Origin of the sequence: Bdellovibrio sp. HCB-162 (assembly GCF_047344985.1) — a bacterium.
Taxonomy (GTDB): domain Bacteria; phylum Bdellovibrionota; class Bdellovibrionia; order Bdellovibrionales; family Bdellovibrionaceae; genus Bdellovibrio.
In genome coordinates, this window is the sequence record NZ_CP178861.1 from 3084213 (window position 1) to 3107505 (window position 23293).

Annotated in this window: 18 protein-coding genes; 8 read left to right on the plus strand and 10 right to left on the minus strand. The window is 44.6% G+C overall.

Annotated features, from left to right (window positions below):
- Positions 1-5: 5 nt before the first annotated feature.
- The 4 genes from ACLSSO_RS14880 to ACLSSO_RS14895 form a co-directional block, all read right to left on the minus strand.
- On the minus strand, positions 6-2135 hold the full coding sequence (locus tag ACLSSO_RS14880) for a dehydrogenase (protein WP_295905089.1): 2130 nt from the start codon (positions 2133-2135) through the stop codon (positions 6-8).
- On the minus strand, positions 2110-3129 hold the full coding sequence (locus ACLSSO_RS14885) for an SDR family oxidoreductase (RefSeq protein WP_413943283.1): 1020 nt from the start codon (positions 3127-3129) through the stop codon (positions 2110-2112). Before ACLSSO_RS14885 ends, ACLSSO_RS14880 begins: the two co-directional genes overlap by 26 nt.
- Before the next feature lie 13 nt (positions 3130-3142).
- Positions 3143-4141, minus strand: coding sequence for a diacylglycerol/lipid kinase family protein (locus ACLSSO_RS14890; RefSeq protein WP_413943284.1), 999 nt, complete (start codon positions 4139-4141; stop codon positions 3143-3145).
- A 201-nt stretch (positions 4142-4342) separates the two neighbouring features.
- Positions 4343-5218, minus strand: coding sequence for a helix-turn-helix domain-containing protein (locus tag ACLSSO_RS14895; RefSeq protein ID WP_413943285.1), 876 nt, complete (start codon positions 5216-5218; stop codon positions 4343-4345).
- A 140-nt stretch (positions 5219-5358) separates the two neighbouring features.
- On the opposite strand from ACLSSO_RS14895, the gene ACLSSO_RS14900 reads away from it, so the two are divergent.
- Complete coding sequence (locus ACLSSO_RS14900) at positions 5359-5514, plus strand: hypothetical protein (RefSeq protein ID WP_295905585.1); 156 nt, start codon at positions 5359-5361, stop codon at positions 5512-5514.
- Between the two features lie 152 nt (positions 5515-5666).
- Positions 5667-7424, plus strand: a complete 1758-nt coding sequence (locus ACLSSO_RS14905) for an NHL repeat-containing protein (RefSeq protein WP_413943286.1) — start codon at positions 5667-5669, stop codon at positions 7422-7424.
- Here the strand turns inward: ACLSSO_RS14905 and ACLSSO_RS14910 are convergent, their stop codons facing one another.
- The 4 genes from ACLSSO_RS14910 to ACLSSO_RS14925 all read right to left on the minus strand — a co-directional run bounded on the left by ACLSSO_RS14910 (position 7425) and on the right by ACLSSO_RS14925 (position 10691).
- Positions 7425-8633 (minus strand): ABC transporter permease, encoded by a 1209-nt coding sequence (locus tag ACLSSO_RS14910; RefSeq protein ID WP_413943287.1) that lies wholly within the window; start codon positions 8631-8633, stop codon positions 7425-7427.
- A complete protein-coding gene (locus ACLSSO_RS14915) occupies positions 8633-9313 on the minus strand; it encodes an ABC transporter ATP-binding protein (protein WP_340592805.1) in 681 nt (226 codons plus the stop codon). Before ACLSSO_RS14915 ends, ACLSSO_RS14910 begins: the two co-directional genes overlap by 1 nt.
- 109 nt (positions 9314-9422) lie before the next feature.
- Positions 9423-10169, minus strand: coding sequence for a hypothetical protein (locus ACLSSO_RS14920; RefSeq protein ID WP_295905579.1), 747 nt, complete (start codon positions 10167-10169; stop codon positions 9423-9425).
- A 6-nt stretch (positions 10170-10175) separates the two neighbouring features.
- Positions 10176-10691: a hypothetical protein gene (locus tag ACLSSO_RS14925; RefSeq protein WP_413943288.1), complete on the minus strand. Its 516-nt coding sequence runs from the start codon at positions 10689-10691 to the stop codon at positions 10176-10178.
- A gap of 247 nt (positions 10692-10938) precedes the next feature.
- Here ACLSSO_RS14925 and ACLSSO_RS14930 point away from each other — a divergent pair, with 247 nt between their 5' ends.
- From ACLSSO_RS14930 to ACLSSO_RS14955, 6 genes are all read left to right on the plus strand, one after another.
- Positions 10939-11478 (plus strand): hypothetical protein, encoded by a 540-nt coding sequence (locus ACLSSO_RS14930; RefSeq protein WP_340592808.1) that lies wholly within the window; start codon positions 10939-10941, stop codon positions 11476-11478.
- 235 nt (positions 11479-11713) lie between these two features.
- A complete protein-coding gene (locus tag ACLSSO_RS14935) occupies positions 11714-13753 on the plus strand; it encodes a M3 family metallopeptidase (RefSeq protein ID WP_413943289.1) in 2040 nt (679 codons plus the stop codon).
- Positions 13754-13768: 15 nt separating this feature from the next.
- Positions 13769-14653: an NAD(+)/NADH kinase gene (locus tag ACLSSO_RS14940; RefSeq protein ID WP_295903174.1), complete on the plus strand. Its 885-nt coding sequence runs from the start codon at positions 13769-13771 to the stop codon at positions 14651-14653.
- Between the two features lie 11 nt (positions 14654-14664).
- Positions 14665-16362: a DNA repair protein RecN gene (gene recN, locus ACLSSO_RS14945; protein ID WP_413943290.1), complete on the plus strand. Its 1698-nt coding sequence runs from the start codon at positions 14665-14667 to the stop codon at positions 16360-16362.
- Positions 16363-16439: 77 nt separating this feature from the next.
- Positions 16440-17378 carry an NmrA family NAD(P)-binding protein gene (locus ACLSSO_RS14950; protein WP_295903169.1) on the plus strand — a complete coding sequence of 313 codons (939 nt, stop codon included), beginning with the start codon at positions 16440-16442 and terminating at the stop codon, positions 17376-17378.
- Positions 17379-17486: 108 nt separating this feature from the next.
- Entirely contained in the window at positions 17487-19529 is a 2043-nt protein-coding gene (locus tag ACLSSO_RS14955; protein WP_413943291.1) for a S9 family peptidase, read from the plus strand.
- A 63-nt stretch (positions 19530-19592) separates the two neighbouring features.
- On the opposite strand, the gene ACLSSO_RS14960 is transcribed toward ACLSSO_RS14955, so the two are convergent.
- Together ACLSSO_RS14960 and acnA are read right to left on the minus strand one after the other, a co-directional pair.
- Positions 19593-20393, minus strand: a complete 801-nt coding sequence (locus ACLSSO_RS14960; RefSeq protein ID WP_295903164.1) for a L,D-transpeptidase — start codon at positions 20391-20393, stop codon at positions 19593-19595.
- Between the two features lie 203 nt (positions 20394-20596).
- Positions 20597-23281, minus strand: a complete 2685-nt coding sequence (gene acnA, locus ACLSSO_RS14965) for an aconitate hydratase AcnA (protein ID WP_413943292.1) — start codon at positions 23279-23281, stop codon at positions 20597-20599.
- Between the last annotated feature and the right edge of the window lie 12 nt (positions 23282-23293).

Consider the following 23293-nt stretch of genomic DNA (forward strand, 5'->3'; position numbering starts at 1 on the left):
ATCTCCTATTTTTTTCTTTTTGATAAAGCCAGCTGCCTTGTGAGTTCAATCTCTTTGTCGGTAATAATACCTGTGTGTCCTTGGATCTCCGCCAGTTGAACTCCATGACGTTGAGCCATTTTGTAAACCTGCTTCACCTTGTCCCACTCAATATCGCGGCCCATGGTGAATGCTTCGTATCTTTTTTCCAATGTTAAAAGGGCTGTCTCTGCCAAACAAGCATAGACCGTATTGCCAGGAAGACCGATGTCGCACGTAAGCTGCACAGGTCCCGGAAGAATCAATTCACCTGACTCAATGATCAAGACATCGGGACGTTTTTTCGCGTCATCAATGTCAAAATCCAAAGGACGAGAACAGTCACAAACCACGGCTCCCGGTTTTAGTTTCATCACATCAACAATTTTGTGATCTATCGCCGAAGTGGCCGTCACCAGAACGTCAGCCTCACCCGCCAGTTCATTGGCGTCAGTGGTCACCGTGATTTCACACTTTGGAGACATTTTTTCAATCGCAGCTTTGAGTTCCAACAGACGTTCCATCCGAGGAGCAACAAGGCAGATTTTTTTAAACACCAATCCTAAAAGTTTCGCTGACACTTGGCCGATGGAGCCCGTGGCCCCAATGACCATCGCCATACCGTCAACCAAACCTGTCTCTGGATCATTCTTAAGAAGACCCATTTTTTTAACGACATCGTTTAATCCCCACAAGGTAGCCGAAGCACTTAGGCTGTTTCCTGTGGTTACTGGGATAGGACTGTTTTGATTGATCGTGATTCCCTGGTCACCAACAATTTTCGTGTAAGCGCCAAGGCCGATCATTTTTGCACCGCGATTGGCAGCATCGTAACAAATACTTTCGATCTTTTTATAGATCACTTCAGGGTCCGTGGTTTTTAAAACTTTCGGAGTCGCTGGAAGAGCATAAATAATACCGTTGATCTGCTGTCCGGTTTCTTCGCTGATAATATTTTTGATATGACCGTATACGAAACTTGGCGTTTTTGCGAACATGCGATCGAACGGATCATTCCACTCTTTCGGCATGTGTTTAAACATCGACAAACCTGGCGCGCGCAGAATATCTCGATGCGAAAGAGCATGAACGACAAAAGCAAAGTCGGGTTCTTCACGGCGTAGAACTTTACTCTTAACGTTGTTCATTCCCTGAGAAATCTTCATCTGCGTGGAAGTTTTTTTCGTCATCACATACTTCCGCGCTGTCTGACGAATCTCTGTATCTTCAGTAATGAGTTGCTCCCACTCTTCAATAGAAAGTGGAGCTGTTCTTCCATGGGACAAACGCAAGGTCGCATCCAAAACCGAATAGTTCATGTACGGATGAATGCGGTAGTTCTCAGGGAAAAGATTGATGATACTTCTTGGGGAAAACTTGCGGGCTTCTTCCTCCATCAACGGATGCGAAGACCAAATCACCAGGTCTTTTCCACGCACAAACTCTGTCGCTGTATCAAAAAGCAAAAGAAAAGGAAGATCGCAAAAAACATACTGGATGTTTTCAACTTGGGCCGCCAAAGTAGAGCGACTCATTTTTTGCAGCTTTGTTTCGGCCAGCGGTGTGTTCTTACGAAGATCTTTAAAGTTGGCGACATTGAGAACCAATTTGGAAAGAGTCATCAATCCCGGAAAAGGTTGAATCAACCAAGGCACACCCAAAAGAGAATAAGCATCCCCAATGTAAACCGACTTCCGGTAACGATCGCGGATGTATTCTTCAAGCTCTGTAGAAAAAACAGCAGAAGGGAAAAACACGCCACGCTCAGGCTGAATGCTTCCCGCTTCGATATGTTTTACTAAAGAATTAATATTGGCGATTTCACGCAAGCCCGTTCCGTCACACAAAGGCACGGGTGAAGGAATGCCCATGATTTCCAAATACTGGCGATGCACGTAACTTTTTTGATCCAGCTTAATCACCGGTGGCAAACTTGTTAACGCAAAAGCATCGACTTGATTGCGAAGGGTTTCAATCAATCGGCGAACGGTCTCAACAGAAAAATTCGCACTGAATCTTTGAACTTCGAAGTGTTTGCCTTCAAAATCAAATTCATAAGCCGTATCCCAATGAGGACGACCAAAACTAATCTCAGCGATCCGATACGAATTTTTCATAACCGCTCCAGAAAGTTTGTTCGTATTCTTTAAATTCAGGACACCAGTTCTCCCCTAGAATTTCACGCGTCGTTTGCGTGTCATAAAGGGGGAAGTTCATCAGGTAATAAAGTTCTTCTTCAGGAAACTTTGCCAGAAACTTTGAAACTTTGAGAATCAACGCCTCTGAAATTTGATCGACCAAGACGACACCCTTGTGAGGAATGGCTTGGTTCTTTAAAGCAGAGATATAAAATTCTTTAGCGCCCAACCCATAGGTGGGAGTGACATGATAACTTAAGTAACCTTGAGGTTTCTCCGTCAACGCCCACTCGCAGAATTTCACAATAGCCGCTGCCGCTTTATCCACAGGAACCAAGGGTAAGCGCACGTCAGGATTTCCTGGAAGTGGCACTGCTGTGGGAATAGATTCAATCACCGTTCTGATTTTCTTGAAAGCTTCGGCGGCATAATAAGGTCCATCAATGCGTTCAATGGTTCCCGTCTTTGTATCGCCGACTAAAACGCCCAAACGAAGATTGATACGGCCTTTGACATTTTGTACGGGCCAGTTGTGCAGAACCTGCTCTCCTAACGCTTTGGATTCAGAGTAGGCATCAGGAAACGGTTTTGAAAAATTCAAATCAAATGGTTTTACAGAAGTGAGGCTTGAGTTCACTCCCGCAGCGACAGTGCTTGTACTTAAGAAAAAAGGAATGTTCAAAGCTTCAGCGACTTTCAGTGCTGTGCCCATGGTCGAGATATTGTGCTGGTAACAATCGACTTTAGAAGCGGTCAGATCGTAAAGACCTGCCATATGAAGAAACAAAGAATATTTTTTATTTTTAAGAGAATCGAAATCGAGCCCTGCGTTCCACTGAGTGAGATCGCCCTGGACTTCTGTCTTGCCCGATCGGGAAAGCACGTCCACTTCGAATTTTTCACGAAGAAGAGGAATGACTTTTTTCCCGAGAAAACCTGTGCCTCCGGTTACAAGGATGCGCGGTCTGGTCAACGAAGACCTCCAGTTATTGTCTTACCATGACAGGAAGTCCGCGGTGTATGCAGCGAACAGAAATCTCCTGAACATCTCTGAGCAGGATCTCGCCATCCCCGAAAAAAGTCAAAGAACGACCTGGGTTCTGGCTCTTTAGTCTGAACTCTTTAAGTTCAAATGATTTGAAAATAGGAGACTTTTCTACGCTACCACGACGAATATGCAAAGCAGCCAATGTATGTTCGGGAGCGTTTCTCGATTCCGAAAGAAGCAGATTCACAGTTCCATCGGTATTTGAAGTGTAGGGAGCTGGCAAAAAGCTCGCACCAATGCTTTGTTGATTGTTGATCAATACGATGGGAGAGGACGTTTCCACGTTCACTTTACCAGGAATGGAAATTTCTAGACCCCACCCGTCCGGATTCCATGTGCGAATCGCTTCTGCGGTCATCATGGAATACACACTCGGTCCCATTTTTTTAACAGCGTAATAACTTTTCTCTGCAAGGAAGCGGAAAGCTTTCGCCGTTTTCGGACAGCTTGCCAGATTTTGCAGATTCGATCTAAATTTATTGGCAAGTTCTGCCGCCATCGCCGGAAGTCCAAGACCTCCGTTTGTCAGCATGTATTTCTTAAGATCTCCCGAACCGATTTCGATCACATCGATGTTTTTAACAACACCTTCAAAGATATTGCGAACGGCATGATCAATACGATGAGAGACTCCAATTTCATGAGCTAAATCATTGGCAGTTCCCGAACGCACAATGGTGATAGGCGGAATTTCAGTAAGATCCTGACATTTCATCAAACATTGTAAGGCCACATTGATAGTGCCATCACCGCCACAAATAATGATCGCGTCTGTCTTTTGTGCTCTTTCCTCATGCAGGAAGTCACACATCTCCGTCAGCGTCTGCGGACGGCAGAAACGAAGGTCGCAGCGGAATAAAGATTCACGCACCTTCGCTTCAATGAGTTCTGCATTCACAGAACCTGCTTTTGAGTTAATAAGAACGGACACTCTCATAATTTTTTGACTCCGATAGTTCGGAAGAGCAAGTACCGTACCTACCACGACTCAGGATGAAACATGAACAAATTAGAACTGACGCTCTAGAATGCTGCGTAAATCGTCACTTTGGCACCGCTGTCTAGGGAGTTGACGATTTGCAGTGACACCACACTCAGATCTTTTTGGAAGAACTTTACCAAGAAATATTGCGAAATTTTAAGTTACCTTCTTTGCGTACTGTCGAAATGCAACGGGAGTTTTTTGCGTTTTCATTCGGAAAAACCGTGAAAAATAATTGGCGTCTTGATAGCCCAAGGTTTCTGCGATTTCCGTGATAGACAAATCCGAATAGGCTAAAAGACGTTTGCTTTCTAAAATCAAGCGCTCTTGAATCAGTGTTCGTGCCGCGCGTCCTGTCGCTCGAGCTATCTTCATTGTCAAAGCTTTCGCCGTCATACCGAGTTTCTTTGCGTAGAACTCCACTTCATGCTGCGAGCGATAGTTGTCCTCAACAAGATTTAGATACCTTGTCGCGAATCCTTCAACAGAAGGCATTGTCGATTCTTTCAATTCACTCCAACGCGAAAATTCAATAAGCAGCAAAAACAAAGACAGAGAAAGCGCCATTTCATAGTCTCGTTGTTTTGCCTCGTATTCCCGAAGTAAAGATTCGCAGTGATTTTGCAAGTTCAGCAAATCCGTTTTGGATTTTACTAAAAAACTATCCGACAGGTTTTTGAGCAGATGTTTTATTTTCGGTGCATAGGCCGGTAAGGAACTTAAAATATCTTCTTCAAATTCGATCACAAATCCTTTGGAGTTTTTGTCGACGGCCCACGAATGCACTTGGGCCGGCTTCATCAAAAACACGCGACCTTTTTCGATAGGATATCTTTGAAAGTCGATTTCATGCCATCCGCGCCCCGCTGTCACGATGACCAAATGATAAAAACTGTGCTTGTGCGGAAATGGCACCAGAGGTTCAAAACGATCTTCAAATCTTTGAATTCGAAGCGGCGTTTGCAGGTTTCCGACAACGCCGAACGCCTGCATAGGATGAAGTTTTAGTTTGTTCGGACTCTGGGTCGCCATGACTTTTCTCCTGCCTGATCCTAGCAATAATTCTTCATTTTTGGAAAGAAAATGAGAAGTTTGTGCTATCCTTCAAGAAGTGAGTCTCTACCCCTTTCCCCATCTTCGCCTTATAATAACCAGTGAAAGGCAGGTGACCTATGGAAAGCTGGATCATCCTTGGTATTGGTGCCGTGTCGATTTTTTCCGTGATTGTGTATCTCTTCTTTATGTTTTTTCTTCCTGAGTGGGTCGGCATCACTGGTACCGTGGCAAAGAAGGCCATTGAAAGCCACGTCGAAAATTCTGACAAATAGTTCATATATTCATCTCAGCTTGAGAAGTTAGCACGCTTCCGGAACATGCCGGAAACAATAAAAATAGAGAGACCTCATAATAAGGCTCTCAACTCTCTAGGGGTTCTCGCAATTTCCCGAAAAATTGTAAGAACCCGAACTAGAGAGTATGAATGATTAACGGAACGTCGCTGAATTTCCTCACAATGATTATCCTTTCCTTCGCTTTATCTGCCTGCTCCATCAACGCAGAAATGTTCGGAGGATCTAAAAATCTCAACTCTGAATCACCAGGTAAGACCACTCTCAAAGGCCAATTCCCTTTAGGCGATCCTGCCTTTACAGGTGAATTTAAAAACTACATCACAGCGGGCCCTGCGGGTCGCTTCGTCTTTGTTTCTTTTAGCGATGAAATTTACGTCACGACAGACGCCGGAGTTCTTCTCAAAAGATTCACTCCTACGGGTGTATCACAAATTACCGGACTCACAGTTGATAGCAACAGCACCATCTATATTACCGGCTCCTATGATCCGAATCCCAACGACACACGCTTTGTTAGAAAATTCGATATGAATGGTAATTTTCTTGGCGAAGTGATCACGTACACAGACGAAGGCGGCGGAGCCGTGGCATTCCCTGAAAATCCTTATGTTGCGGCCGATGGCTCTATTTATATTTCCGTATTCAGCCAGATTCGTAAATACAATGCTGCCGGAGTGCTGCAAACGACGTACGGTTCTATTCAAGGATCTAATGACGGAGAAATCAATGGCACACATTCCTTTTTTGTAGAAACGGATGGAACCGTTTATGTCGTAGACGTATGGACAAACCGTCTGCAAAAGTTTAATGCGAATGGCTCTTTTAATTCCAAATTCACTTGGCCCAGGAATATTACCAATGGAATCGTCACTGGTCTCATGCGCGACACTGACGGAAGTTTCGTTTTGACGGAGCGGATGGGTACTGAAGGACGGTTCACCGCCTTTGACGGAAGTGGCACTCCGAAATGGTCACGCGACGGAACAGAACGTGGATCAGCCCCGTACGATAGCAATACTATGTCCGTCACCAGGTACAACGGCTTTTACTATCTTGCCTATCGCGACAGTTTAGTTCTTTACAATGCCGCAGACGGAGCTTTTCATAAAGAGTATAAAAAGCTGATTTCAAATCCTTTCAGTGTCACGCGGTCTCAAGATGGCTTCTTCTTTGTAAGTTCCGGCAATGGCATTCATAAGTTCAATGCCAAAGGTGAATGGCAGACGACGTTTGGAAATACGTCAGGTTCCTACTACACAGCGATTGCTATTTCTAGCGACAATACCATCTACGTGACTGACTTCATGAACGGCGGCAAAGTTTTTAAATTTGATTTCAATGGAAATGCTCAGGGTTTTCTGGCTGTGCCCTCGGCCCCCACACCTTATGGTCTTTCCATTGATAAAGACGACACTCTTTTTATCGCCGACGCAGGCGGAGGAGGATTGATCAAACTTCCTCTTTCAACGGGAGTTCCCACTTCATTTGCGGCAGGACAATACACCATTCCTATTGGGGTTTCCTGTCAACCTGACGGAAGTATTTTAATCATGGATTTTAACGGCGTAACTTCGATTGGAAAACGTCTCAATGCAACTGGCACCGTGATTGACACCTTTGGTGATGCAGGACCTGGAACTATTGGTGGAACGGCATTGGGAGTCACTGCCGATCCAAATACAGGGCGCATTTATGTTGCCAACGCCACAGGAAACAAAATCTTAGTTTATGAAAGTAACGGCGACTACGTTTCTGAATTCACAAATGTAGACTTCCGCCAGCCTTTCGGAATCTATGCTGACAGCAACGGCGACATCTTCGTCGCCGATCAGTTTAATAACAATGTAAAGAAATTTAAATCCGACGGAACAATGTCGCTCGAATAACTAAGTCGAGCGCAGAAGTTCCGGAATAGATTTTTTCAAAAGTTTGATTGTCGGATACAAACTCGCCAGCACCGTTGCGATCATTGGTAACAACAAAGCTTGAGTGTAGTGGCTTGGCATAATATCCAAGAACACAACAAACTGACGAGTGATTCCCGGAGCTGGTGGCATTGGAATCCCCTTTACCAGCAATGTCTTATCGACCAAAACCGCAAGACAAATTCCCAAGAAGCCACCCAAAATTCCCAAAAGACTGTTTTCAACCAAAAGAATTCTAAAAAGACGGCTGCGTTTTTCACCGTTAGCGCGCAAAGCACCCATCTCTCCCGCTCTTTCAAGAAGTCCCACAGAGATCACATTAAAGATCCCCATCGCAACGATCACGAGAATGATAGAACGAATGAAAGTAAATTGCGCATGCAGAAAATCCACTGAGTTTTGATAATAGTTTTTATCAAGAATTTCAAAACGAATCGGATCCAGCTGAGGATTGGCCGTGCGGATTTCTTTTTCCGCCTTCTCCCAAACACCAACACCTTTTGTTGCCAAAGAAAACATCTCAATGCGATTTGTATCTAAGAGTTGTTGCGCCTGTTTTAAATCCACACGATAGAAAGAGTCATCAATCACTTTCTTACCGGTAAAGAAAATCCCGGCCACAGTGAGATCTGCTCCGTTCAATTGCCCCTTCACTGTTTGTGTTAGCAACGTCACGGTGTCGCCAACCTTCGCATCAATACTTTCTGCTAAACCTTTACCTAAAATAATCTGATCAGGATGTTGCAGATCGGTTCCCGCAATAAAGTTCATTGACGTAAAGAACGTGTTTTCCCGCTCAGGGATTACACCCTCCCCTTTACCGCCCAGAGTGATTCCACCTTTAACGATGAAAGAATAAAAACTCACGCGCGGGAAAACTTGCACGACTTCCGAAGAAGAACGAATTTGTTCTTCCACCGTTTCAGGATTTTCAAACCAAAGTTTCCAAGGTTGTTCGTGCACTTTACCGTAGTAATTCGGCGGAAACACTTGGCCATGCCCGTAGTAACCGTGAATCACACCTTCACGATATTGATTCATAACTCCGGTATTAAACCCCTGATAAATCAAAAGACCTGCAGCTCCTAAAGCCACCGTGCAAAGACTTGCGAGCGTTCTGCGAGGATTTCTAAAAAGATTGCGCCACGCGATTTTAATAAGTTCCAACATTACGCTCTCCCCTCGATTTGTCCGTCTTTCATGCGATAAACGGATTTAGCAAAACTGACCAGATGAGAATCGTGGGTCGAAAAAATAAAGCTGGTGTTTTCGGCTTTCTGTAATTCTTTAAAAGCATTGATGGTTTTTTCGGCCGTGACAGAATCCAAGTTCGCCGTCGGCTCATCCGCCAAAACCACTTCCGGTTTTTTCGCAATGGCGCGAGCAATCGCCACACGCTGACGTTGACCACCGGAAAGTTCTAAAGGTTTTTTCTTTGCATGATCCGCAAGACCTAAAAGATCCAAAGTCTCCATCGCCGTTTTTTGAGCATTTGCATGTGTGTAACCCAAAGAAGGCAAAAAATAAGACGTGTTTTCTAAAACCGTCAAAGTCGGGATCAAATAAAAGGCCTGAAAGATAAATCCGACTTTATGCAAACGAACTTGTTCTTTTTCGTTTTCATTTAAGTGTGTCACGTCTTCGCCGGAAAACTCGATGTGACCGCTGGAAGGTGTGTCAATCAATCCCAAGAGATTTAAAAGCGTTGTCTTTCCTGTGCCGGAAGGACCCACGATGCAAGTGAAACAGCCTTTTTCTAATTCAAGATCGATACCTTTAAGAACGGGAACTTGTTGTTTATTCCAAAGATAAGAATATTCAAGCCCCTTCAGACGATACAAAACGCTCATGCTGTCACTCCTTGAAGCTCAGCTAGGATATCTTAATTTTGGTTTATTTTTGCGCACATTCTCGTCTGGAAGACTTTTGTCCAGGGGCTCAGACGGCCCCATTTGGACACTACATGTAGAAGCGAAATCCAATCGAGATGAATCCACCGGAAAAATCCAAATCTCTTTGGTTACCCGAGGAGGTCAACACGGAATCTCCACTGGTTTTTGCACCAGAAAAAGTTGTGACATCTTTAGAGTATTTCAAATTGTCGATTTTCAATTGTCGATAACCAAACTCAACAACAACCGTTGTTGTGTCCGTCATGATGCCTTCATACCCCAAAGAGGCGCCTAACAAAGTTCCTGATCCTTTGGCTTCCACACTGTGATCGGCCACTCCTGCATACGCGGCCTGCCCGGCTGCTGTCAGAACGTAATCATTTTTCATCGTGACACTCGCAGAACCCGCCGTCAGAGAAATAAAAGAACGATTGTCATTGGTTCCATGCACGTTCACTTCTAAAGTGAGTTTCGGAACGTAACCCAAGATATCACTTTTTGCAGAATACAAATCCGACGTGCCGTTGCTGGCGGTCGACTCCAGCGCTGACGGTTTTAAAATTTCAAATCCAAAACGAAGACTCGCAAAACGACGAGAGTAAAGAAATCCGAACTCTCCTGTGTAATTGTATTTGGAGCCACCACTGAAACTAATACCACTGCCGCTTTCACCGTCCACTGCGGAAGTTCCGATTTGGGAACCTCCACCGGAGACTGCGAAATACGCCGCGAAAGTTTCTTTGTTGATATCAAAAACACGCGCCTGAGCACTGGAAGAAAATAAAATCAGGAGCGGAAGCAAAAAGCGAAACATCGCCTTTTACTCCGTAATCAAATCAATAACGACTTTGCTCGTCGTTTTTTTGCCAGCCACTTGGTACATACGCACTTTCGTGTTGGGTTTTAAATCCAAAGTCAGATTCAAAGAGCTGTCGACAGGATCTAAACTCATTGCAGACTTCATCACTGCCATCGAACCTTTGAAGCGAGATGCGATTTGCGTTTGATCAATGTTTGCATTTGGCATTTGTGCGAAATCAATAACCAAGCGCTGTGGATTTTTCTTTAGCTCCGCATAGTAGTAACCGGGCCAGCCACGAATCACTCCGCCGTTCATATCACCGACGTCGATCACGACACGCTCAATTTTTTTCTTTGTGTCCGCTGTGCGACGAAGATCCATCATTGTGAATCCTGTTCCAGCAAGACCGCCGAAGCTCACGCCTTCACCAGAAAGAATTTTTGAAGCCGCTGTCGGCTTGGTTTTTTGTGCAGGCACCGCTGCGATCGCGGGCACGGCCAAAAGAAAGGCCATCAAACATCCCATGTACTTCATGATCGACTCCCTTCGAATCATACTCTTTAAGGGTAAAGACAAAGGTGCTGACTGCCAACCCCTAAAAACTTCAAAATACGGTTTTCGCTGCCTATCCTTTTGCGGCGCAGGGTGACCAAAAGGGGCACCTCGAGTGGAAAAATTGCCCTTGTTCTCGAATATAAGGGCTCCAGGAGAATTCCTCATAAGGCATAGAACTTGGATTCTGTCTCATTGTTGAATGATTTTTTTTATGAAGGAGCCCCCGATGAAAAGGCTGGTGTTTTTCATTTTTGCGCTTTTCTTGGCAGCATGCCAAGGGAATGACAATGGTGCGACAACAACAACGGTGACAACACCGCTGGGAATGAGTTGCATCAACGGTCAAGCGTATTGCAATAACACTGGGTACACCCAGTACTACGGTTTCATTCCCTATCCGGGAATGTATAACTATGCTTACGATTACACGAACTACTTCAATCAATACGGTTTCTGTAATTGTCCTGCAGGTTATCAACCGATTTACAATGCGACTATGGGACTTGGTTGCGTAAACACGCAACTTCTTCAGCCTTACCAAGGCTGGTTCTTCACGTGGCAATATGGCTGGGGCTATACAACTGCCGCTCCACAAACCACGATCAATTATCCTCAATATTCAAACATTCCAGGTGGCACTAACGGACAATGCTCGAGAACCCTCACTCAGAGCTGTTTGTTGGATCAGGGAAATACGTGCGGCGCAGGGGCGACGTGCCGTCCTGTCTTTTCCGGATCAAATCTTGGAGTTTGCGTAAATTACTAAAAGAGCGAGAGCGGCTCTCCTCGACCGTCTTTTGACGGAATAATACGCCGCAATATCACGGGCCCTTGGACGGATAAAACCACCAAGGGCCCTTTCCTTTTAGGTACCTGCTTCCCTTTGTGTCGATTCGGAAGCGACGCGCCCCGAATCGACACAAAGGGAAGCAGGTACCTTTTGCCTTTCCAGCGTGTTCATGAAAGAAAAGAAGAGTTGTTTAACTCTCTTGGAGGCCCTCATGAATACGACAAATCCTCTCTTAAAACCCTTCACAAACAAAGACCAGGCGACACCCTTTGATTTGATCAAAGTGGAGCACTACGTTCCGGCTTTGGAAGAAGCTATTAAAATCGCCAAAGACAATGTGGCAAAAATCAAAAACAATACGGCGACTCCTGATTTTGAAAACACGATTGCCGCTTTAGAAGCGGCTTCAGAACTTCCAGAAAGAATCGCCGGTATCTACGGCAATCTGGAAGTGGCGAATGCGGATGAGCCTTTGCAAGCTTTGGCGAAAGAAATTTATCCAAAGCTCACCGCTTTTGCCTCTGATGTTTCTTTGGATGACGAGATCTTTAAACGCGTGAAAGCGGTTTACGATAAGCGTGCTTCTTTGAACTTGAACAAAGAGCAAACTCGCCTGCTTGAAAAAACTTATTTGTCTTTCACTCGCAACGGCGCGCTTTTGAATGCCACAGATAAGGAAACTCTTCGTCAGATTGACCAGGAGCTTTCTGTTCTTGGACCGAAGTTCTCTGAAAATGTTTTGAAAGCGACAAACGCTTTTGAAATGTTCTTGGATAAAAAAGAAGACGTCGAAGGTCTTCCAGAAAGCATTCTTGAAGGAGCGGCAGCAATGGCCGAAGCCAAAGGCCAAAAAGGCAAATGGCTTTTCACTCTTTCCATCCCAAGTTATCTTCCATTCATGACTTACGCAAAAAATCGCGCGCTTCGTGAGAAAATGTGGAGAGCTTACGCTTCCCGTGCTTACAAAGGTGACTTTGACAATCAAGGAACGGTTTTAAAAATCGTTGAGCTTCGTGATAAGCGCGCTAAACTTTTAGGTTTCAAAACTCACGCGGACTTCGTTTTAGCAGAACGTATGGCGAAAAATCCGGAAACAGTGACGGAGTTTTTGACGAAACTTTTGAAAGCTTCCAAAGATGCTGGAAAAAGAGATTTGGCAGAAGTCACTGAGTACGCGAAAAAATTAGATGGCGTGACGGATATCCAACCTTGGGACTTCGGTTACTACTCTGAAAAACTCAAAGAAGAAAAATATTCCTTCAACGAAGAAGATCTTCGTCCGTACTTCCAACTTGAAAAAGTTGTCGATGGTGTTTTTGCTCACGCGAAAAAACTTTACGGTTTGACGTTCAAAGAAAACAAAGAAGTTCCAGTGTATCACCCTGAAGTAAAAGCGTATGAAATCTACGAAGAAGCTTCCGGCAAATACATGGGTCTTTTCTACACAGACTTCTTTCCTCGCGAGACGAAAAAAGGCGGCGCATGGATGACTCAGTTCCGTGGTCAGGGCCTGATCAACGGCGATATGAAGCGTCCACACGTGAGCATCGTTTGTAACTTTACGAAGCCGACTCCAACGAAGCCTTCACTTTTAACTTACGACGAAGTTCGCACTTTGTTCCATGAATTCGGTCACGCTTTGCACGGCATGCTTTCTGAATGCACGTACCCGTCTTTGAGCGGTACCAATGTTTATTGGGATTTCGTAGAGCTTCCGTCACAAATCATGGAAAACTGGGTGGGAGAAAAAGAAGGCTTGGATCTTTTTGCCCGTCATTATGAAACAAACGAAGCGATGCCTGCGGATTTGATTGCGAAGCTTAAAGCTTCACAAAAATTCCAAGCGGGTTACATGTCTTGCCGTCAACTTCAATTCGGTATGATGGATATGGCATGGCACTCAACAGATCCTTCGACAATCAAAGACGTCGATGCATTTGAAGAAAAGGCCACGGCCGAAACTCGTCTCTTCCCTAAGGTGGAAGGCGCGAATAACTCTTGCAGCTTTAGCCATATCTTTGCAGGTGGTTACTCTGCAGGTTATTACTCTTACAAGTGGGCGGAAGTTTTGGATGCCGATGCCTTTGAATACTTCAAAGAAAAAGGTCTCTTCAATCACGAAGTGGCACAGAAGTTCAAAGACAATATCCTGAGCCGCGGTGGAACTGAGCACCCGATGGATCTTTACAAAAAGTTCCGTGGTCGTGAACCGGATCCAAATGCACTTTTGAGACGTGATGGATTAATTTAAATGAGTAAAGGTTCCATGAAGAAAGATAAACTAGTTCTCGAAGAAGGCAGCAGCATTGCTTTAGTTTATCGCTTAGAAACAGCTCAGGCTGTGACGATGGCTAAGAAAGTTGCTGACTACTTGAAGGATCACGGTTTTGCAGTTTATACGGCTCCAGAACAAAAAGTGATTCCCGGTACGAAGGCCGCTAAAACAAAAAAACAAATGGACGAGATCAAACTTGTGATCGTTCTTGGCGGTGATGGAACTTACTTGCGCGGTGTTCGTTTACTTGAAGGCCGCAGTGTTCCTCTGCTTGGTTTTAATATGGGCTTCTTGGGTTTCTTGACCGCGCATAATGCAGAATCTGTTTTTGATATTCTTGAAAAAACTTTGGCCGGAAAAATGGTTCTTCGTCCGCGCTCCATGCTTTTCGCAAAAATTTTGCGCAAAGGAAAGGTCCGTGGCGAGTATCACGCTCTGAATGACTTTGTGATCGAAAGAGGTTCGATGAGCCAATTGATCAACACGGCGATTTATTCAGAAAAGTTTTTAGTGAGTGAAGTTAAAGCCGATGGTTTTATCGTGGCGAGTCCTTCGGGATCAACAGCGTACAATCTGGCTGCGGGGGGCCCGATTCTTCACCCTGAGTCGCCGGTGTTTGTGGTGACTCCGGTGGCGCCGCACAGTTTGACGTCTCGTCCTTTGATTTTCCCTGATGACCGCGAGCTTTCGTTTAAGCTTGATGGAAAAACGCAAAAAGCGCATTTCATCGTGGATGGACAAAAGGTCACGGAACTTACGGCTGATGATGAAGTTATTCTGACTCGATCTTGCTACGATCATTGGATGGTACGCGAGGCAAATCACAACTACTTCCATCTTCTTCGAGAGAAATTGAAATTCGGCGATAGGAATTAAGAGGGGTTACTATGTTGCTTGAGCTTAAGGTTTCGAATTTTGCGATTATCGAAAACCTGCACATCACTTTCAAAGATGGGTTGAACATCTTGAGTGGCGAAACTGGTGCGGGGAAATCCGTTTTGCTAAAAAGTTTGTCACTTTTGATGGGTGGTAAAGGTTCTAGTGATACGATTCGTACGGGTGCTTCTCAAGCGACTATTGAGGGTTCATTTGATATCAGCCGCCGTCCTGACATTATGGAAAACCTTAAGGACATGGGGATTGAAGTGGATGAAGACACTTTGATCGTTCGTCGTGTTCTAAGCTCTGGCGATAAATCGAAAGTTTACCTCAACGGCAGCTTAAGCACTTTAAATAGCTTGCGTGACATCGTGGCTCCATTGGTTGAGTTGGCGGGGCATTCAGCTCCGCTCATCGAAATGACGGGGCAGCATGAAAACCGCAACTTGATGTCCAAAGCTTATCACTTGGATCTTTTGGATCAGTATTCCGGAACTTGGGATAAGCGTTTGTTATTCACAGAAAAATACACGCGCTATTACGGGATCTTTGAAGAAATCAAAAAATTGGAAAGCGATGCCAAACAAAAAGCGCAGCGTTTGGATTTCTTGATTTATCAACGTGATGAAATAGCGAACTTGGATCTTTCTCCAGGCGAAGACCAAGAACTTGAAGTCGAAGTAAAAAAGCTTAAAAACTCTTCGCGTATTGGATCTTTTGTGGATCAAGCTGAGGCGGCTCTTTACACGGACGATGACTCCGCGATCAGCCGTTTGAACGCGGTTCTTAAAAAAGGTCTTGAGCTTTCCGGTGTCGATCCGCAAATCGCGGCGAAACTTGATAACTTAGAACAAGCCAAAGCCCTGATTGATGAAAGTGTTTACGAACTTCGTCAGTACGCTTCGAAAATTGATTCTGATCCGCAACGTCTTGAGGAAGCAGAAGGCCGCTTGAGCGATCTTCGCAAGCTGCAAAAGAAATACGGTTCCAGCGTTGATGATATTTTGAAAGCTTTGATGGAGATGGAAATTGAAATCTCCAACTTGCAAAATTCAGAAACGAAGATCGAATCTTTGAAAAAAGAAGCCGCGATCATCTTAAAAGAACTTGAAGTTTTGGGCGCGGATCTTCACAAACGCCGCGTGAAAGGCGCTGATCTTTTAGCAGACAGCGTAAATGCAGAACTGGCGGAGTTGAATATGAAAGGTGTCACTTTCCACGTCAACGTTGAGAAAATGGCAGAACTTTCTTCCACAGGTATTAGCGATGTTGAGTTCCTAAGCCAGACATCAGCCAAAGATCTGAAACGTCCTTTGGCGAAGTTCGCCTCTGGTGGTGAATTAAGTCGTATTTTGTTGTCATTAAAACGTGTTGTCGGCTCAACGAACCAACCGCGCACATATCTTTTTGACGAAGTGGATACGGGTGTTTCTGGTGAGACGGCTGAAAAAGTCGGAAGAAAGTTAAAGACGATTGCCAAAGGACAGCAAGTGGTTTGCGTCACGCATCTTCCACAAGTGGCAGCTTTTGGTGACATTCATTTCTTTATTCAGAAATCTCCGCAAAAAGATTCTGTTTCGATGCTTGTGTCAGAACTCAAAACCAAAGATCGCGTGCAGGAAATTGCGCGTTTGATCAGTGGTGAGAAGATTTCTAAAACATCGGTTGCTCACGCCGAACAACTTTTGGCAGACGCGAAGGCGTAATCCTAAATTAATAAGTTGTAAGTACATGACCTCCTTGCTTCAGCCCTACCATGGGAAGATCACAAGGAGGTTTTTTTATGATTCTCGTTATGGGAGCTACTGGCCATGTTGGCTCTAAAATCGTCAGTCACCTTTTAGCCAACGGACAAAAAGTTCGAGTCAACGCCAGACACTTTCCCAATAAAGAAGCCTTCCGAGGAGCCGAGTTTGTTGAGGGTGACGCCAACAGCGTGGCTGTTTTATCAGATGCCATGCGCGGCTGCTCTGCGGTTTTCACAATGATTCCACCTAACGTCAGTGCTCCCGAAGCGCGCTACTTTCAAAACAAATTCGGCGAAGTTATTGCCGAGGCGATCGAGGAAGCTGGCATCAAGAAAGTCGTGAACCTCAGCAGCGTGGGCGCCGACCTTGAAAGCGGCACCGGACCTATTTTAGGACTTCACGATCAAGAACAACGCTTGGATGAAGTGACGAAAGCCGATATCGTGCATTTACGTCCCGCGTATTTTATGGAGAATCTTCTTACCGGAATCCCCACGATTCTTTCTACAAACCGTTTTTACGGCACCATTCCCGGAGACATTCCTCTTCCTATGGTGGCAACAAGGGACATTGCTGCCCGGGCGGCGTTCTTATTGATGAATCCCGATTTTAAAACTCGCAATATTGAGTACCTCTTAGGAGAGCGCGATCTGACGTTTGATGAAGTCATTCGCGTTCTGGGACAGACCATCAGAAAACCTGAATTGGAATACGTCGAAATTCCTCCGGCGGAAATGAGAAATTATTTTATCGGTGCGGGGCTTTCAGAAGACTGGGCGGATGCATATAACGAAATGTCTGAAGCCTTCACCAATGGGACTATCGCAGGAACTTTGCAAAGAGATAAAATCAACACCACGGCAACATCGATTGAAGAATTCGCAAGAACAACGTTCTTGGAAGAATTCAATAAAGCCACTTCCCAGCAAGATAAAACAGCCCGTCCCTCTTCATCACGCGAAGCCCGCCCTTAACTCGACCTAAGTCGCGGTCCCTCTTTAGTGTCAGGGACCGCGATTCGTGTTAGCCTTTCTCCCATGAAAAGATTTATTTATGCTTTTTTATTTTTGGGAGTTTCTTGCATGCATAAGTTTCCACACGAATATCCAAAGCCGGAAAAGAAAACAGTCACACTTAACAAACACGAAGACCCGCGCAAAGACGATTACTTCTGGTTGCGTGAAAGAGAAAATCCTCAAGTTATTGATTATCTAAATAAAGAAAATGCTTACACGGCCGAAGTGATGAAGCCGGTTCAGTCTTTAGAAGAAAAACTTTTCCAAGAACTCAAATCTCGCGTGAAGGAAGATGAATCTTCAGCTCCTGTTAAAGACGGCGATTATTATTATCAAGGTCGCTATGAAATCGGACAACAGTATCCCCTTTTCACCCGTCGAAAAGGTTCTTTGCAAGGAGCAGAAGAGATTCTTATCAATGTTCCCGAACTTGCAAAAGGTCACAGCTTTTATCAATCCACAGGCCCCGTGGTGAGTCCGAATCAACAGTTAATGGCCTTTTCTGTTGATACCGTGGGCCGCCGTTTCTTCACGATTTATTTTAAAGATTTAAAAACAGGCAAGACGCTTCCGGATAAAATTGAAAATGTTCGTCCGAATGTTGTGTGGGCCAATGACAATGAAACTATTTTTTATTCTGAACAGCATCCAGAAACTTTGCGCTCAGAAAAGATTTACCGTTACAGCTTAAAAACGCACAAGAAAGATCTTGTCTATTATGAGAAAGACGACACGTTCTCCACTTATGTTTATAAATCGCTTTCAGAAAAATACATCTATATCGGTACGCAAAGCACACTAACGACCGAAGTGATGTATCTGGATGCCAATAAACCTTATGATACGTTTAAGGTATTTGCTCCCCGTGAAAGAGAACACGAGTATTCTGTGACGGACGGTGGTGACAAGTTCTATATCATTTCCAATAAAAATGCGAAGAACTATAAACTTATGACAGCTGAAATCGGTCACACCCAAGTTAAGGATTGGAAAGAGCTGATTCCTCACCGCGCAGATACCTACTTGCAAGATGTCACCGTCTTTAAGAACTATCTTGTTCTTGAAGAAAGAAAAAACGGACTGACGCAAATTCAGATCACGGATCGCCAAGGACAACATTCTTATTATATTCCATTTGCTGATGAAAGTTATTTGGCTTCCGTTGGCGACAACCGCGAGTACGATACAGAGTCGGTGCGCTTTGATTATGAGTCTATGCGCCGACCACCTTCGGTTTACGATATCAATATGAAGACACATCAGCAGGAGCTTAAGAAAACCCACGAAGTTCCGAACTATGATGCTAACTTGTATCGTACTGAAAGAGTTTTCTTTACCGTTCGCGACGGCACGCAAGTTCCGGTTTCTTTAATTATGAAGAGGGATCAAAAGCTGGATGGAACAGCACCGATGTTGATTTATGGTTACGGCTCTTACGGCGCAAATATGGATCCTTGGTTTAGCAGTGACGTCTTCAGTTTGGTGGATCGTGGATTTATCTATGCAAAAGCGCACATTCGCGGTGGTTCGGAAATGGGCCGAGACTGGTATGACAACGGCCGCACTTTGAAAAAGAAAAATACATTCTATGATTTCATCGACTGCACAGATGCCTTAGTCAAAGCCAAATACGCCGATCCCAAACGCGTTTACGCTATGGGCGGAAGTGCTGGCGGTCTGTTGATGGGGGCGATCATGAATATGCGTCCTGATCTTTACCATGGCATTGTGGCGCAAGTTCCTTTTGTTGACGTTATTACAACGATGCTCGATGAAAGTATTCCTCTCACGACTTCCGAGTATGACGAATGGGGAAACCCGAATGACAAAACGGCTTATGACTACATTAAGTCTTATTCTCCTTACGACAACGTGAAGCCGCAAGCATATCCAAATACTTTGGTAACGACAGGTTTGCATGACTCTCAAGTTCAATACTGGGAACCGGCGAAATGGGTTTCTAAGCTGCGTGAAAACAACAAAGGTGATTCCGTGATCTTGTTAAAAACAGACATGGAGTCAGGCCACGGTGGAGCTTCAGGAAGATTTGATCAGCTTAAAGATACGGCGACAGAGTATGCGTTTATTCTGATGATTGATGGTAAGTAAAATAAAAAAAGGGTCGCAAGTCTAAGAACCTGCGACCCTTAAAATTTAATTTCGTCTCGTTCACTATTCTTTTACGTCTTCAACAATAATCAAAGCGCTGAATGTATTAAACTTCACAGTTTCGCCTGTGCGCGCACTTGTCCAGAATTGTTGGTTCGCGTACTTCACTTGACCTTGTTCATCCAAAACCGGAGTTCCATCAATATTCACCATTGGAACTGTCGCACCTTCTGTTGCCTGAACGCGCTCAAACATCGCAGCCGCTGTTTCCTTATCTTGACGGATGCAACCGCCCGAAGCGCGGCTTCCTAAGTATTCTTTATACTTTGGATACACTTCGTGAAGGGCTAAGCCGTTGTCGAGATCAAAGAAGATCGCAAATGGCATATCAGAATCCCATGAGCTTGATTTGTGATCTTTAGAAAGATACTTCGGCGTATAGAATCCTGTTGGTGTTTGTGACCAATAAGATTTTGGAGGTGCTCCCGTGCAAACTTTGTTTTTACGACGAAGTTCTAAGTTCTCACGACCTGTAGAAACTTTCGTTTGATGAATCAAAAGACCGCTTTCATAAACGCGCATCGTTTGTGCCGTAGCGCCGCGAGAAGCTTTGTTCACCACGATCACGTAGCGGAAGTCTTTCATCCAAGGTTTATCCGTGAAATCTTGTTCAGTGAAACGACCTGTGAAGTGTTCATCCAACTTCGCTGTAGTTTCCTTTTCAAATTGATAGACTTGTTGGTATTCGGTCTCATCATATTTGCAATCATTAAAGGCATTTTTTACTTTACCCCAAAAAGAGGCAGAAGCTGTTTGGCTCATCACCAAAGTCAACGCCAGGGCACCATACTTCACTACGTTCATAAGAGCTCCCGTATCCGTCATTAATATAAATAGACGAAATTCCTTGAGCAATTCTGTTGCCAAGTCCAAGCATGCTATTGGGAAAGCTAAGCGCTTTTTAGTTTAAAGAAATTCTTGAAAGAACCGGGAAGTGGCACTTCTGCTTAGAAGTTCGACAGAGACAAATCCTCCCCGGATGAGAGGAGGATTTGTGATTATTGCTGTTATGTTAACTTGCGTAGGACATAGTGAAGAATGCCGCCATTTTTGTAGTACTCCAGTTCGACGGCGGTGTCGATGCGCGAGCGCACGACAGCTTCTTCTTTTTGACCATTGGCTCTTGTGATCACGATTTTTAAATCTTGTTGTGGTTTCATTCCAGCTTCAATGCCAGCGATACTGATTGTTTCAGTGCCATCCAAGTTTAAAGTTTTGCGATTGGTTCCTTCGTGGAATTGCAAAGGCAAAACACCCATGCCGATTAAGTTGGAACGGTGAATACGTTCAAAGCTTTCTGCAATGACCGCTTTGACTCCCAACAGTCGCGTGCCTTTAGCAGCCCAGTCACGAGATGACCCTGTTCCATATTCTTTACCCGCAATCACGACCAATGGTGTGTTGGCTTGTTGATACTTCATGGAAGCATCGTAAATGGAAAGCACTTCTCCAGAAGGAATATGCTTCGTCATACCACCTTCCACGCCTTGAAGCATTTCATTCTTAATACGAATGTTCGCAAAAGTTCCGCGCACCATCACGTCATCATTTCCACGGCGAGACCCATAGGAGTTGAAATCTTTCGGCTCCACACCATGAGCCATAAGATATTTTCCAGCGGGAGAATCTTTTTTAATACTTCCGGCAGGAGAAATATGGTCCGTCGTGATCGAATCACCAAGGATGGCCAAAATTCTTCCGTCACGCACGTCATGCAATTTTTCTGGCGTTTTAGTCATGCCCTCAAAGTACGGAGGATTTTTGATGTAAGTGCTCTGCTCCCATGAATATGTTTGCGAAGATGTTGTTTGGATTTTTTTCCAATCTTCGGTACCCGCAAAGACATTGCCATAACGGGAATCAAACATTTTTGTTTCAACCGTTTTATTCACCAGGTCTTGGATTTCTTGATTGGTCGGCCAAATATCTTTCAAGTACACAGGCTTTCCATGGGTATCATTTCCCAGAGCTTCTTTCGTGATATCGATTTCCATGCTTCCTGCGAGCGCGTGAGCCACCACAAGCATAGGGGATGCCAGATAATTTGCTTTCACATGAGGATTAATACGACCTTCAAAGTTTCTGTTTCCAGAAAGAACTGAAGCGACAACTAAATTTCCTTTTTCAACTGCATTTGCAATCGGCGTAGGAAGTGGTCCCGAGTTTCCGATACAAGTCGTGCAACCATAACCGACTAAATTAAAACCTAATTCATCAAGATATTTTTGCATTCCCGATTTTTCTAAATAATCAGTCACGACTTGCGATCCTGGAGCCAAGGACGTTTTAACCCAAGGTTTCACTTGCAAGCCTTTTTCAACGGCTTTCTTTGCCACGAGGCCCGCACCGATCATCACGGAAGGATTTGATGTGTTCGTGCAACTTGTAATCGCTGCGATCACAACGTCACCGTGACCTACAGAATAGCTGGAACCCTCAACAGCAACAGAGGAGTGGTCCTTTGCGGTTTTATCTTGGCCGACTTGAAATCCTGTGACCAACTGATTTTTAAAATCCTCTTTAGCGTTGCTCAAAAGCACGCGGTCCTGCGGGCGCTTCGGTCCTGCCAAGGAAGGTTCTACTGTAGAAAGATCTAAATGAAGAGTGTCATTGAAGGCGAAATGCTTTTCGTCTTCTTCAGAGCGCCATAGGCCCGTCGTTTTCGCGTAATTTTCAACAAGAGAAATCGTGTCGGCATCCCGGCCTGAAAGACGGAGATACTTAAGCGTTTCTTCGTCTACCGGGAAGAAGCCGCAAGTTGCACCGTATTCGGGAGCCATGTTCGCGATCGTCGCACGATCCGCTAAAGCCATGGAACCCAAACCAGGGCCGTAGAACTCAACGAACTTACCCACTACACCTTTTTTACGAAGCATTTGTGTGATCACTAAAACAAGATCTGTCGCGGTTGCGCCTTCTTTTAATTTTCCCTCAAGACGGAAGCCTACGACTTCAGGAATCAGCATGCTCAAAGGTTGCCCCAGCATCACCGCTTCTGCTTCGATACCACCAACACCCCAACCTAGAACGGAAAGACCGTTGATCATCGTTGTATGACTGTCTGTACCGACAAGGGTATCTGGGAAAGCCATTTCACCTTGATCTGTTTTCGAATGCCACACTGTTTTTCCCAAGTATTCGAGATTGACCTGATGGCAAATTCCTGTGCCTGGAGGAACGACTTTGAAATTTTGAAATGCGCTCTGCCCCCATTTGAGGAAAACGTAACGCTCATGATTTCTTTCAAACTCCATCTTGACGTTTTCATCAAATGATTTTGGAGTGGCAAATGAATCCACCATGACGGAGTGGTCGATCACGAGATCCACGGGAACCAGAGGATTGATTTTTTTCGGATCTCCGCCCAACGCTTTCATCGCGTCTCGCATCGCTGCAAGATCGACGACAGCGGGAACACCGGTAAAGTCTTGCATCAAAACGCGCGCTGGAAAAAATGAAATTTCGCGGCTTAAGGATTTTTTATCAAGACTTAAAATAGCGTCGATATCTTCTTTCACGACATGAAGACCATCTTCATGTCGCAAAAGATTTTCTAAAAGAACTTTAAGTGAGATCGGAAGTTTTTTGATATTTGGATGGGAAATTTTCTGTAGGTTAAAGATTGAGTAATTTTTATTTCCTACATGAAGCTTTTCTTTCGTACTGAAACTGTCTTTGGATTGAATGTGCATAAGAGGCTCCTT